This is a genomic window from Candidatus Brocadia sinica JPN1, assembly GCF_000949635.1.
GTDB lineage: Bacteria > Planctomycetota > Brocadiia > Brocadiales > Brocadiaceae > Brocadia > Brocadia sinica.
This window is the reverse complement of sequence record NZ_BAFN01000001.1, coordinates 1,443,009-1,456,272: the sequence shown is the minus strand read 5'-3', so window position 1 is coordinate 1,456,272 and position 13,264 is coordinate 1,443,009. Positions and strand designations below refer to the sequence as shown.

The following is a 13,264-nucleotide window of genomic DNA, read 5'->3' as shown; positions in this document are numbered from 1 at the left end:
CAAGACTGTTTTTAAGCTTTATATTTGTACTTATTTTATTAATTTTCAATTTATATTATTGAAAGGAATAATTTTTTATTTAAGTTTTAACTTTTATTCTTTCTAAATCATGCTTTAATCCACCATTGTAAATAGAATCAACTATTTGTAAATCTAGTGCCTTTTCCCCTAAGTTTAATTCGTTTCTAGTATGATCTAAGATTTCTTGTTTTTTTAAATAATCCAAAAAAATCTTAACACAGTTTACCCTAGCATTAATATCTCTATTCCCAGAATGATCCGATTGAGGAAATACATTTAATAGTTGTTCATAATATTGATCATCATAAATAGGAGTATCTTGTAAAACTAAATCGATATAATGAAAACGATTTATTAATTCTTTTATATAGTAAATTCCAGCTTGGGTAATTTTTATTTCTGAATTTTCATATAGATTGGAATCATCTTCAATATCAGAGGATAAATTTTTGGTTTCAATTAATTTAAATTCAAGTAGTTCAGATAATTCATTTAAAATAATTTCTTTAGTATAACCAGCTTTAATAAATAAGTTTATGTGATAATCACATACAGTATAGTGCTCTTTATAAGAGGTACTTTCTGCAATGTTATACAAATAATTCAAAAGTCGAATTTTTGTAAAATGATTTTTGTTGTTTTTACAAGGATTGAACATGTTGTATATACAACTATGATTTTCGTGTTGATAATAATATTTAGATTCAAGAGCAACAGATTTTATAAACTCCCATATTGGAATATTGTAAGAGTCACTCATCATATAATCTACAATTTTAGTATGGCCTGATATGAGGAATAAATTGAATTTTTCTAAACCGTCTCTAATATTAGGATAAGATGTCTCTTCTAAAAATCTTAAAACTTCTGAATTACCTACATTAAATAATGTTTTATATAAGCTTTTAAAAAGATTAGAAAGGCAACTTCCTGATAGTTCAAATAATTTATTATTGTTATAGCCTTTAATTTCTTTAATGTTGTTAAAATTGAAATTTTTAATAACATATTCTAGTCGCTTTTTCAAAACTTCTCTATAAGAAGGTGCTGTAATATGAAAGATATTTGAATGATAAGCATCAAACGGGGGTTTATTCTTCCATCGGTAAAAATAACCTTCTCTTAAAGAAATTATTACTAAACAATCAACGTTTCTATGAATACTTTGTGCAAGAAGAAACACTTCCTTTTGTGATTCACCGTCAAGTTGATCTGCATTATCGAAAATTACGCATAACTTTTTTCTACATTTAGATATTAGATATTTTGAGACTTTAATTAAATTTTCAATGTTATCTTTTAATAATTCCTCAAGAAAAGTAGAAATTTTACTATCTAGCACTTCTTTTTTATCTTTAAATGGATTCCAAATACCATCAATTTTTCTCTGTATCTCTTTTTGGTAAATTGTTCTCAAGATATTAAAATTACTTAGATTTAAGTCTGTATATTTCTCATATAGTTGGTTTAGGATATTTGCATATATTGTTTTGGTATCTTGTATTTGTTGTTTTGTATAATTTCTAAAATCTAGATAAAGAATGGGTCTATTTCTTTTTATATCTTTAGTTAAGATAACTTCTGTAAAATATTTGATAAACGTTGTTTTTCCAACACCTTTGCCGCCTATAATTATGATTGGATCAAATATATTATTTTGTTGTTGGCAAATAGCTTCTTTAATCTGTTTTTGAGTGTTTTCAGTGTTTCTAACTCGCAGAACTCTTGCATCAAAAGTTGGCGGGTTGTCCTCAAAAAGAATATTTAGCTCTGAGTTATGTTTTTCTACATCTTCATTTTTAATATAGCAAGCTTTTAACGTCTCATAATTATTTAGCTCATCGGGATTATCAATCTCTCTAAATATCTGTGATATGATTGGTACTATATGAGCACTAAGATCATTTCTAATAAGCTCTTCATCTCTCTTATCAATTTGAGAAGATTTAGCTATTCTTTTGCCTATGTGAGAATCTTCGAAGAGTTTAATTCTTCCATTATGTAAAATACTCTCTTTTGAAAGCAACCCATAAAAAGCGATGAAGTTTTTTTCAATTTTATCCAAGGTTTGAAAAACGTAACATTCATTTTCTTCCCAACTACTACCATCTGTATTGACAAATTTTCCGATAATAAATTGATGTCCATTTGAGATAACACCATAAGATAAGTCTCTATGTATGATGTAATTTCTAATCTGTTTTATGAATTCTCCATTACCTTTTAATAGAGTTTTTATTTTAAATTTATCCCCTTTATCAGGTAATTTTAAGACTTCTAAAGTTTTTTTGGCCTCTATAACAAATTTGAAAGTGTAAGGTGTACCCCATTGTCTAGACAATTATTTAATAAAAATAAGATAGAATTTTAGTATTGTTTATGCGAAGTATCTTTTAATTATTTGATGAGCAGGAAAACGGAATGGAGCGGAGCGGAATGGAGTTTTTCTGCTCATCCGCTGTGCATTTCTCCGTTCTTGCTTTCTTGCCATTTTTACCCGGTCAGTTCAAGAGTATTTACCATCTCTCCTTTCCGTGCCTTTTTGTTACTACAATACAGCGTTGCTGGCGCTCTGTATTCAAGCGACTGATGTAATCTCTCGTTGTTATAAAAATCAAAATACCTCCTTAAACCATCCACTGCCTCTCTTACCGTCTTATAGTCTTTTAAATACACCTCCTCGTATTTTATCGACCTCCACAAACGCTCTATAAAAATGTTATCAAACACTCGTCCCCTTCCATCCATGCTGATCTTTACCCCGGCTCCCTCTAATTTCCCAGTAAACGCATTGCTCGTAAACTGCGATCCCTGGTCCGTGTTAAATATCTCAGGGCATCCCTTCCTTATTGCCCTGTCTAATGCTTCCAGACAAAATCCCACATCCAGGGTTATTGATGTCTCCCACGACAGCACATACCGACTATACCAGTCCATTATTGCCATGAGATATACATACCCCTGATTGAGCCGTATGTACGTTATATCCGCACACCACACGTGATCTGGATACTCTATACTCAATCCTCTGAGTAAATATGGGTATTTCTTGTGTCCTTCACCTCCTTTACTTAGCCAAGGCTTCGGATAGATCGCATATAATCCCATCTTCCTCATTAACCGTTTTACCCTCTTAGGGTTTACCTCATGCCCTTCCTTTCTTAACCATGCCGTCAACCGCCTTACCCCATAAAACGGATACCCCGTATAATACTCATCTATCAGGTTCATCAATTGAAGATTATATGCACTCTCACCAATCGCCTTATAATAAAAGACTGAACGGGATATCCCCAGTAACTCACACTGCCGACTTACACTTATCTCCTCATTTTCTGGCTCTATTAACCTCTTCCTTTCCTCAACCGTTGATCCCAACTTTTTTTTTCAGCCAATCCAGTTCAACCTTCAATTGCCCTATCTGCTGGTACAACGACGCACGCAATTCATCCTCCTTTCTGGCATCTTGCACCTTCTTCAGCGAAAATATCCTCGGTATCTCTTCTATTACCTGCTTCTTCCACTGTGCTATCTGCGTTGGGTGTACCCCATATTGCCCTGCTAGCTCGTTTGCAGTCTTCTCCCCCTTTATCGCTTCTATCGCTACTCTCGCCTTAAATTCCCCATTATATTGCTTCCTCTCCACCTCTTATTTTATACCCCCTTTCCAAACCTTTTTCTCTTCCATGCCTGCCTTTAGCCAGGCATGATTTTCTATCTTAACATACTGTCCAGTTTTTGGGGTACATTATAGTGGAAGTGCTTAACTCATAATCAAAAAAACCAACTTTTACATATCCTTCCCTTTTTATATCTGTTTCAGACCATCCTAAAACATCGATTAGCAATTTATCTAATATTTTACTCCGTGTATCAGATTCTGAAAGAGTTTCTGTTCTATATTTATCAAAATTAGATTTGTATTCCTTAAATACTTCTAATGATTTATCAATAATTGTCATAATTGGTTTGTTTCCAAAGGAAGTTTTAGATATAAAGACTATAGGAAGTGATTATCTATTTTTAATAGCAATTATGATAAGTTATCCTTGTGGTAATTTCTGTGTTGAGAAAGATTTTCAATGCTGGGATGAAATTTCTTTTCTGTAGGTAATAAAATCATTTTACCTTCAAATTGTCGTAATAAATAACTGCTTTTGCTTTCTATAAATTTCTTTGAAACAATTACTTTGTAATTATCATCAATTGAAATTAGCCCTCTGTCAAATGCCCTATGTAGATTAGGACACAAAGCAATCCCATTTTTTATTGTGTCATCATAACTTTCACTAAATGGGATGATATGACACGCATCAATCATTGAGATACTAATAGTTGCATCCACCCTAAATTCAGAAATACAACAGGTGTTGTTATAAATTTTTGGTATCTCTCTTTTAAAGATACCTCCTCTTAAATAAATCTCTTCTTGATAGTTCTCTTCATCCAACTTCTTTTTCAACTCTTGAACATGCTTACGATATTCTGCTGATTCCTCTTCCAAAATTTCACTTGTTAAATTGTTTAGGTAATCGTTTTCATTGTGACTCGTGTAACTACCTTTCGTGTCTGGAAAATATTTGTCCAATAAAGTTTGTCTTAAAATCTCTCTGTTTTCTTTTCCTTTAAGTAATTCAAATAATTCAGAATCAATTTCGGCATATGCAACCGCAGTGTTTAAATTTTTGAAACTTCTCATTGAGCCTTTAGCTTCTATCCATTTTTCACACCCGGCATTTGGAATAATTCTCCAAAAAAGTTCAGAATTCATATGATAAAACGGAAGTGCAAATGTTAAATCGTGGTCGGTTTTTACTAAAGTAGCCCAATTGCTTTTGAAGAAGCCAACCAATTCTGGAGTAATGTAAATTTTATTACTTGCAATCAGATTATTTTCATATGCTTGAATGATGCTTAAAAGCAAGATAGGTTTATGGGGAGCACCTCCCTTTTTATAATCCCTTCTTAGCTTTTGAAAAGCGTTTATATAATAGGATAACTTTTTGATTTTATCTTTCACTCTTAAGCAGCAAGTTGATCCGAGAAAAATCGTTTGATTCTTACTCCAATAAACTCGGAACAATATTCATCATTGGCAAAAGGAATAAGGTCCAACAGTTCTGTTAGTTTCGCTTTGATTGCATCCGCTTCCTCTGTAAGTTTCACCTTTAGTTTTTTAAGGTCGTTTAATTCTTCAACCGTGATGGTATTTCCTTCACGAATAAGTTTTTCCTGATACTGTTCCGATGATCGTTTTTTAGAGGCCTTTTCCTCCTGTAATATCGTAATCTGTCTTTCGCATTCCTGAATTACGTTTTTGAATTGTGTTATTTCTTTTTGGAGTTCTTCAAATTTATTTCTGTCTTTTTCAGAAGCTGAGTTTCGTTTAAAGCGGATCCTTAAATCCTCTAAATTAGTTTTCAAATCTTCATACTTCTTTATCCCTAATACTTCCGAATATGCCTTGCTGAGATTGCGTTTGTCATCAATGGACTTTATTTCTGCAAGGGACACAATTTTTTCAGCATCGAAGAAAAAGAATTTGGCAATTTCTTTCGGGAGAATAAAATCGTTGATAAAGATTTCTTGTCCGACCTCCCGTGTAAGCTCATTTTCCATTCCATCTACTAAAACCTCCACAGAATCTTCACCCTTTTCAACGTCAAAAGTTCTTGTAATTTTAACTTCTTTACAGGGCAAAGAAGGAATAATAATATCTGATAATGTTATGGAAACCTGATAAGAAAGTTTTCCGTTCTCTCGTGCAAGCTTGTTTAAATTTTCAATGGCAAAATGTTTATATCCACCGGATTCATATATTTCTTTTCTAAACTTTTCATCTACGTCCACCATCAACTTGCCATAGAGACACCAAACTAACGAATTGAGAAGTGTAGTCTTCCCGAAACCATTGCTCCCGGATATAATAAAAACATTCTTTTTGCTGCTCTTAGAAAAATTTAATTCATGATAATCATAGTAAATACGGAAATCTTCCAAAATAATTTTATCAACAAACATATTTAGCCCGTTTTTCCCCGAACAAATTGTTCAAGCCGGTTTTCCAGTACATTTTGTAATCCTCTGTTGTTCATTAAAATTGTTTTTGTCTTTTGCAACGCAAGCAAGTCATTGATTAATTCAAAATCTTTAGGGTTTTCCTTACATAACTCTTTCAGCAATTCTTTTTCTCTTACTAAATTGTCATCGCCCGCATTCAGGACAATATTGGTTCCGAACACCTTGTTGTAAATATCAGATACTTTATAGTTAAAAATATTATCTCTATACCACGTAACTTGGATAGCCACTAATTCCTGATAGCTTATTAAGGTAATATTCGGTTGCGTCTGTTGGATTTCTTTTTGAGCAAGGAATAGTTTTTCTAAGAAGAATGCCCTGAACCAAGATTTGTACGGTCCCAAAATACCTTCTTTCTCTGTACCGTCCCGCCTTCTTTTTTCACGGTATTCTTCGCTGCCCCGTGAGGTAACCAATAAATCACGAAGTTCCATCAAAGGCTCCATCCATTCTTCGCCATTTTCAATCAAGGCTTCCATTGAATTGTCCTTATTAACAACGGTACAAACCCAACAACCAAAACGACTATTGCCACAGGGCGGAGTGGTATTATCAATTACGAGTGGGCAATCACCATTATTAGCATTTCTGTAAAGAGTAATTAATTCCTTATTTGAAGCTCCCCAGGGTGAAGGAACTTGCGAAAGGTACTGCCAAAGTTCTTCCGTTAGCACATTCTTGATGGGCGCATAAACATATGCACTAGGCAAAATGTGTTTTCCTAATCTTTGTCCCTGAATCTCAAATTTCTTTATACTCTTTGCCCTTCGGGCACTCTCCTCACTCCTTGTTCCCAAGAGAATTATTACTTCGTTTTCTTCAGAAATCTTTTCAAGGATAAATTGTGTGGTCGGGTTGATTTTCATTCTTTCAGTACACCATCTGAAAACATTATTTGGTGCCGGATACCCTCTCCCTATCAAATTTACCCAAAATGTATCTTCAAGTTTGGGGGCAGTGCGATGTACAGTTATTGGCAATGATTGCTCCACAGCCGCCTTTTGGATTTTATCCAATATTTTTTCAGTGTATTCTAGAATTTTTGGATTTTCTACTAATGTATTGTTGCAGACAACATAAATTTTCCTTGTTCGCGACTCTACCGGTATGGTTTTTAAAGCATACCATACTAACTGTAGCAACATGGTAGAATCTTTTCCGCCACTAAACCCAACAATCCAAGGCCGATTGTTGTCTTTTGCGAAATATTGGTCAATAATTTCTTCTTGGATATGCTTTGGGTTGAAAGCCACTAAGTTTTGATCTGGCATAATTGAGTCTCGGTGTGATGTATTTTAGATTTGTAATGTAATCCCGATTATTACAAACAGGTACATTTGCAGTATGAGTATATCCAGTGATTTGTGGCTTTTCAACTCTATAAAGAAAAATCTTAAAACCATCTAAAGTAAAGTTCTATAAAAGATTACTGGCGTCTTCGTAATTATTTTTCTGTAAACCCTCTGCATCTCTACAGTGAAGTAGTATAAATTATTCAGCAAGCAACTGGAATCCGATAAAGACACCTGCGAATCTGCTCCGGATGAAAGACCATGTGGTCCGGGCGGTCATGTGATGCCAGTCTTTTCCATCAGGGACATGGTCTTCAAGATAAGGCCACTTGCGGAACGGTCTGCCCCAAAAGCATGGATGAGTTTCCGATTGCTCATCGTGACATTTCCTGCCCTCGGGGGCATTGGTCCTGCTTCTCTGCGCATGCACCCTTTCAGAAGGTGTGGGACATAACCACCGACCTTATTTACAATTTGTCCGATCTGATAGAGGGTGAGATGTCGATGCGAGCTGAGCTTACCCTTCTGGACTGTGCATTATTTGTGAGCAAACCGCAATCTTGGTGTTTCTCCCTACGCAACCATTCAGTAACGGCAGGTACTGTACACTCATCCACAAGAAAGCGCATCTACGCCGACTCCATGATTAACGGCATAAACGTGGTATTTTCCAGCGCCTTGGTAGCAAATAAAATACAGGCTTGAATGTCTTCTCGCATAAGACCTTTATACTCCTGGAGGATTTCCTCCACCGTTGCCCCGTGCGCCAGCAGATTCAGAATGTATTCGACCGTCAGACGTGTTCCCCGTATAACAGGCTTTCCAACCATAATTTTGGGATTCGTCGTAATCCGTTCTAGCAGTTGTTCGTCTCTCATGATTTCGTCTCCTGTGTTTAATTGTAACACCACTTGCGCGGGTTCATGTAGCACAACATTTATTTTTATCTTTCTGATCTATTTTCCGGCAATAATACAGTTTAAATCAGATAGCGTCAAGGCCATTTGCGCAAAAACGATGTTTTTAGCAATGGCAATTTCCACACCCGTACCGTTTGTACGACCCCTAAGAATAATTCCGGTAACCTGCTAAATAATATTTGGCTTTGTCATGGAAATTTTCCTGGTACAGTACAGGCACAATAACGGCTTCAAATTGCAAACCTGCACGGATTCTTACTTACGCCTTTCCACCCCCTTACCCCCGCCAGCGGGGCACAGTAGCTAACCCACTTTCGCAGAAAGTTGGGCTGAAGTATGTCCCAATTCAACAGGCAATGGGGATTCGGTAGAGACATGTATGAATTTGTTCCGAATGGAAAACCATATGGGAAGGGCGGTGATGATGCCAGTCTTTTCCGTCAGGGACATGGTCTTCAAGGTAAGGCCACTTGCGGAATGGGTCTGCCCCCAAAGCATGGATGAGTTTCCGGTTGCTCATCGTTACATTTCCTGCCCTCGGGGGCATTGGGCCGGCCTCTTTCCGCATGCACCCTTTCAGAAGGTGTGGGATATAACCGCCGACCTTGTTTACAATTTGTCCGATCTGATAAAGACTGAGATGCCGGTGCGAACCGAGATGATAAATGCCCTTGATTTCGTTTCCCAGGGTTAGCTCCATAATCCTATTGAAATCTTCACAATAGAAAGGCGACCGTACTTCATCAAAATATAACGTGGCTGGATTATTTTTTTTAAACCGGGACAGTATCCAATCAATGGCCCCGGCATGTCCGTTTACGCTGACCCCCATGGGCAGCGATATCCGGAAAATTGCCGCAGACGGATACCTGAGCAGAACAACTTCCTCGGCGATGGCCATAGTCTTGCCATACATCGTGACGGGGGATACGGGATCCTCTTCCGTGTATAATCCTTCCGGTTTTCCCGGGAATACTAAATCTGTAGAGAGATGAACCAGCCGAACTTCATGCCCCCCGATCATTTCCAGTACATTTAAGACCGACTGCACATTCACACGATAGGCCAGCACGGCATTCATCTCACAGGATTTTAAGGCGCAGGAACCTGCTCCATGCAAAACAGACCTGAACCGTTTCTTTTTCATCAATTCCGCAAGTCCTTTACGGTCTTCTATATCCAGAGGAATAATACCTTCTCCTCTTAGCGGCCAGTATCGGACGGGACGGATAGCCGTAACGTGGTTTGGGTACTTTGCATGAAAATACTGAAAGGCGCTATAACCGGGCACCCCGGTCACACCGGTAATTAAAAGTGGTAAAAAAGAGGGTAAAGACATCGTATCACTCGCCAGTCTAAGCAAAACGAAAATTATTATCCGCCTTCTTCAGCAAAGGGAACCGGACGTCTTTTTCAGATAAAAGCGGATTTTTTACGGGCCATGGTATATTTATATCAGGGTCATTCCAGAGAATTCCCCTTTCATTTTCCGGAGAGTAGGTATTTGTGCATTGATAGGTAATTTCCGCTGTATCAGAGAGCACGCAAAATCCGTGGGCAAACCCTTCGGGTATATACAGCATTTTCATATTTTCCGATGATAATGTTTCGCCCACCCATTTTCCGTAAGAGGGAGACCCTTGCCGTATATCTACAGCAACATCAAAAATCTCACCGGATATTACCCGCATGATCTTCCCTTGAGCCATGGGGTTTTTCTGATAGTGGAGTCCTCTCAGCACATTTTTTTCAGACTTCGAGTAGTTGATCTGGACGATGTGTTTTGTTATACCACAGTCTGAAAAATCGGGATATTTATAGAGTTCCGCGAAAACGCCCCGGGAATCGGGAAATACCTTTGGTTCGATTACGAGTACCTCTGGTATCTCCAGTTTTGTAAAAGAGAAAGGCATGTTGCTATCCTTCCTGTAATATTTTCCTTAAATATTCTCCGTAACTGGTATTGATCTGGTTTGCAAACTTCCGCACCTGCTCAGCATCGATAAACCCCATCCGGTAGGCAATCTCTTCGATACAGCCAATTTTTAATCCCTGCCTGTCCTCAATGGTTTTTATAAAGAGGGAGGCATCAATTAACGAATCGTACGTCCCCGTGTCAAGCCAGGCATAACCACGTCCCATTAACTGGACCTTTAATTGGTTTTTCTGTAAATACGCATTGTTGATGTCGGTAATCTCCAGTTCGCCCCGTTTCGACGGTTTCACTTTTTTTGCTATTTCGACCACGCTGTTATCATAAAAATAGAGCCCTGTAACTGCCCAATTAGATTTTGGATGTGCTGGTTTTTCTTCGATGGAGATGACATGGTTATTCCTGTCAAATTCAACGACACCATATCGCTGCGGGTCTTTTACATAATATCCAAAGACCGTTGCTCCTTCATTTTGAGCAGCGGCTTCTTTGAGGATGTCTGAAAGGCCATGGCCAAAGAAGATATTGTCACCCAAAACGAGGCAGACCCTGTCACCGCCGATAAATTTTTCCCCGATAATGAAGGCTTCGGCCAATCCTTTGGGTTCTGGTTGTTGAGCATAGCCGATTTTTATTCCGTAATCTTTCCCATCGCCTAACAGGTCGTTAAATCTGGGAAGTGCCTCAGGAGTAGAAATGATAAGGACATCCTTTATCCCTGTCAGCAATAAGACCGATAAGGGATAATAAATCATCGGTTTGTCATACACAGGGAGCAATTGTTTGCAGATGCCTTTTGTTACCGGATACAACCGCGTAGCCCTGCCACCTGCCAGGATGATGCCTTTCATTCGTTAACCCTCTTTATAAAGAAAGAAATTAAAGATAAAAGATTTAAGATGAAAAATACAGATAAAAATGTAAAAATTATTTTTGCAGGAATTTCAAACAAAAGGTTCCTCCCCCTTAATCTCCCTCACTGAGGGGGACAATCAACTGTCCCCCGCTGGCGGGGGCGAGGGGGGTGGATACCTGTCATGAAAATTTGTATTTATAAGTCACCAGGGCCTAAATTAAAATTCTACGATGCCGGATTCATTTCGGGAAACAGATACGACATAAGCTCCGTGGCGATGGGACCTGCAATATCTCCGCCATGTCCTGATGTATGTTCCACGAGAATGGCAAAACAGTATTGCGGGTTATCGTAGGGCGCATAACCGACAAACCAGGCATGATTGTCTTTGTGGCGTCCTGTTTCTGCGGTGCCGGTCTTACCTGCGACCTTGTATATATCCAGTCCTTTGTCTTTGGCAGTGCCGCGGGTAACTACATCCTGAAGAGCCATGCGCAGGGTGCTTATAATAGCGGGTGGTATTTGAAGTTTTTGTGTATTCTCTGATTGAAATGACCGGACAGTTTCCCCCCGGCTATTGGTGATTTTTAATAATAGATGAGGTTGTACCAGTGTGCCTCCATTTGCAATAACAGCGTATGCCCGAACCAGTTGAAGTGGCGTGGTGAGTAATGCCCCCTGCCCAATGGCAACGTTCATGACAGATGCCGTAGTAGCCGTTTTGGGCAAATTCCCGCTTTTTTCATGAGGAAGATCGATACCCGTCTTCTCACCGATGCCGAATTTTTTTGCCCATGCATACAAGGTATCTCCGCCAAGCATCTTTGCCGTCTCGAAGAAGAATACATTGCATGAATAGGGGATGGCATCTTCCAGGGTAACTAATCCATGACCATAGTCTGACCAGCATCTAAAAACGATATTTTTGTACTTCGTATAACCAGGGCACTCAAAAGGGGTTTGGGTGGTTATGGAATTTGAACTCAGGGCGGCTGTTGCTGTAATAATCTTAAAGATAGACCCTGGTGGCAATGCACCCTGTACAGCCCGATTGAGAAACGGTTTTGAGGGGCGCCTGATAAGTTTGCTGAAATCTTTATCGATAGTATTGGGATTAAAGCGCGGGTTGCTTGCCATGGCGAGTATTTCTCCCGTCCCTGGATTCATAACAACAATAGCGCCGAGATTTTTACCAAGTGATTTTTCTGCATGAGCTTGTATTTGACTGTCGAGAGTCAGATAAAGGGTATTCCCGGGAATGGACGGTCTTTCCAATACGGTTTTTTCAATTTGTGTATTTTTGCAAATAATTTCCTCAAATCTTTTGCCGCGTAGTCCGCGCAGTTCTTCCTCGTATTGTGATTCAACGCCTGCCCTTCCTACCGTATCATTTTTAGCGTAACCGTCGTAAAGTAACGAAGAGGTATCGTCGCCGGCACTGCTGGATGCCAGGATGAAATTATTCCAGTTGTTGCTGTGTACCTTCCATTCGTCCTCGTTGAGGTTACTCATATAGCCTAAAATGTGTGCTGCCAGCTCTTGTTCAGGGTAAATTCTTTTTGGTTTGGGAGTAATACGTGTACCCGGGAAATTGTCCTGGTTTATTTCTATTTGAATAACCTTTTCCCAGGCAACATTGGCAGCAACGGGGTAAAAGTCCGTTTCCTCCTTGATGCGAACGGCCCTGCCATATTTTTTTTCTATATTTTGCTTCAGTTTCTCCACCCTTTCGATTATCTGGTTTGTGCCTTCCAACAATTTCTCCGGCTGGATATTTAACAATTGGGATAGTTTTTTTAGCCAGACATCTTGCTTCTCATGACATTCTTTGCAGGATTTTTTTGTCTTTTTATGCACTTCCATCTCAGGAATCCGTGAGATTGTTTTGTTCTTGTACGTGATGGCGCAATAGAGTAAGTTCTTGTATTGGACAGTTATATCAAAGGTATGATGGTCTACCGCAAGGACATTTCCATGTCTGTCAACAATAGAACCCCGTATGGAATCTAATGCATAAGAAGTAAGGCGGCGTGTTTTGGAGATGCCCTTGTATTTATCACTCTCAATAATCTGGAGTTGAAAAAGCCGGACAACAATGCCGGTAAAAAGCAGGAAAAAAATAATGAGTATCATCTTGAAACGAAAGGGATACATCGGTTAT

At 38.4% G+C, this 13,264-nt stretch carries 11 protein-coding genes; all 11 read right to left on the bottom strand.

Annotation, left to right across the window (positions count from 1 at the left end; all coding sequences use genetic code 11):
* Nucleotides 1-79: 79 nt before the first annotated feature.
* The 11 genes from BROSI_RS06535 to mrdA all read right to left on the bottom strand — a co-directional run bounded on the left by BROSI_RS06535 (nt 80) and on the right by mrdA (nt 13,257).
* Complete coding sequence (locus BROSI_RS06535; RefSeq protein ID WP_052562948.1) at nt 80-2,362, bottom strand: hypothetical protein; 2,283 nt, start codon at nt 2,360-2,362, stop codon at nt 80-82.
* Nucleotides 2,363-2,514: 152 nt separating this feature from the next.
* Nucleotides 2,515-3,667 (bottom strand): IS3 family transposase gene (locus tag BROSI_RS18985; protein WP_420886059.1). Its coding sequence is split into 2 segments (ribosomal slippage): nt 2,515-3,400 and nt 3,399-3,667, totalling 1,155 coding nucleotides; the frame shifts between segments, so codons are not numbered across the junction.
* 73 nt (nt 3,668-3,740) lie between these two features.
* Complete coding sequence (locus BROSI_RS06520) at nt 3,741-3,983, bottom strand: hypothetical protein (protein WP_052562947.1); 243 nt, start codon at nt 3,981-3,983, stop codon at nt 3,741-3,743.
* Nucleotides 3,984-4,054: 71 nt separating this feature from the next.
* Entirely contained in the window at nt 4,055-5,041 is a 987-nt protein-coding gene (locus BROSI_RS06515; protein ID WP_052562946.1) for an HNH endonuclease, read from the bottom strand.
* Nucleotides 5,042-5,043: 2 nt separating this feature from the next.
* A complete protein-coding gene (locus BROSI_RS06510) occupies nt 5,044-6,042 on the bottom strand; it encodes an AAA family ATPase (protein ID WP_052562945.1) in 999 nt (332 codons plus the stop codon).
* A 2-nt stretch (nt 6,043-6,044) separates the two neighbouring features.
* Nucleotides 6,045-7,373, bottom strand: coding sequence for a DNA phosphorothioation system sulfurtransferase DndC (dndC, locus tag BROSI_RS06505; RefSeq protein WP_200891707.1), 1,329 nt, complete (start codon nt 7,371-7,373; stop codon nt 6,045-6,047).
* Nucleotides 7,374-8,023: 650 nt separating this feature from the next.
* Entirely contained in the window at nt 8,024-8,272 is a 249-nt protein-coding gene (locus tag BROSI_RS06500; RefSeq protein ID WP_052562944.1) for a DUF433 domain-containing protein, read from the bottom strand.
* 388 nt (nt 8,273-8,660) lie between these two features.
* Complete coding sequence (locus tag BROSI_RS06495; protein ID WP_052562943.1) at nt 8,661-9,653, bottom strand: SDR family oxidoreductase; 993 nt, start codon at nt 9,651-9,653, stop codon at nt 8,661-8,663.
* Between the two features lie 16 nt (nt 9,654-9,669).
* Nucleotides 9,670-10,227, bottom strand: coding sequence for a dTDP-4-dehydrorhamnose 3,5-epimerase (gene rfbC, locus BROSI_RS06490; RefSeq protein ID WP_052562942.1), 558 nt, complete (start codon nt 10,225-10,227; stop codon nt 9,670-9,672).
* Between the two features lie 4 nt (nt 10,228-10,231).
* On the bottom strand, nt 10,232-11,098 hold the full coding sequence (gene rfbA, locus BROSI_RS06485; protein WP_052562941.1) for a glucose-1-phosphate thymidylyltransferase RfbA: 867 nt from the start codon (nt 11,096-11,098) through the stop codon (nt 10,232-10,234).
* Between the two features lie 230 nt (nt 11,099-11,328).
* A complete protein-coding gene (gene mrdA, locus BROSI_RS06480; protein WP_082059078.1) occupies nt 11,329-13,257 on the bottom strand; it encodes a penicillin-binding protein 2 in 1,929 nt (642 codons plus the stop codon).
* Nucleotides 13,258-13,264 lie beyond the last annotated feature (7 nt).

Excerpts from the sequence above, each read along its gene's own strand:
- rfbC (WP_052562942.1), bottom strand. The coding sequence starts at position 10,227 with ATGCCTTTCTCTTTTACAAAACTGGAGATACCAGAGGTACTCGTAATC.
- BROSI_RS06495 (WP_052562943.1), bottom strand. The coding sequence starts at position 9,653 with ATGTCTTTACCCTCTTTTTTACCACTTTTAATTACCGGTGTGACCGGG.
- dndC (WP_200891707.1), bottom strand. The coding sequence starts at position 7,373 with ATGCCAGATCAAAACTTAGTGGCTTTCAACCCAAAGCATATCCAAGAA.
- BROSI_RS06520 (WP_052562947.1), bottom strand. The coding sequence starts at position 3,983 with ATGACAATTATTGATAAATCATTAGAAGTATTTAAGGAATACAAATCT.
- BROSI_RS06500 (WP_052562944.1), bottom strand. The coding sequence starts at position 8,272 with ATGAGAGACGAACAACTGCTAGAACGGATTACGACGAATCCCAAAATT.
- rfbA (WP_052562941.1), bottom strand. The coding sequence starts at position 11,098 with ATGAAAGGCATCATCCTGGCAGGTGGCAGGGCTACGCGGTTGTATCCG.
- mrdA (WP_082059078.1), bottom strand. The coding sequence starts at position 13,257 with ATGTATCCCTTTCGTTTCAAGATGATACTCATTATTTTTTTCCTGCTT.
- BROSI_RS06510 (WP_052562945.1), bottom strand. The coding sequence starts at position 6,042 with ATGTTTGTTGATAAAATTATTTTGGAAGATTTCCGTATTTACTATGAT.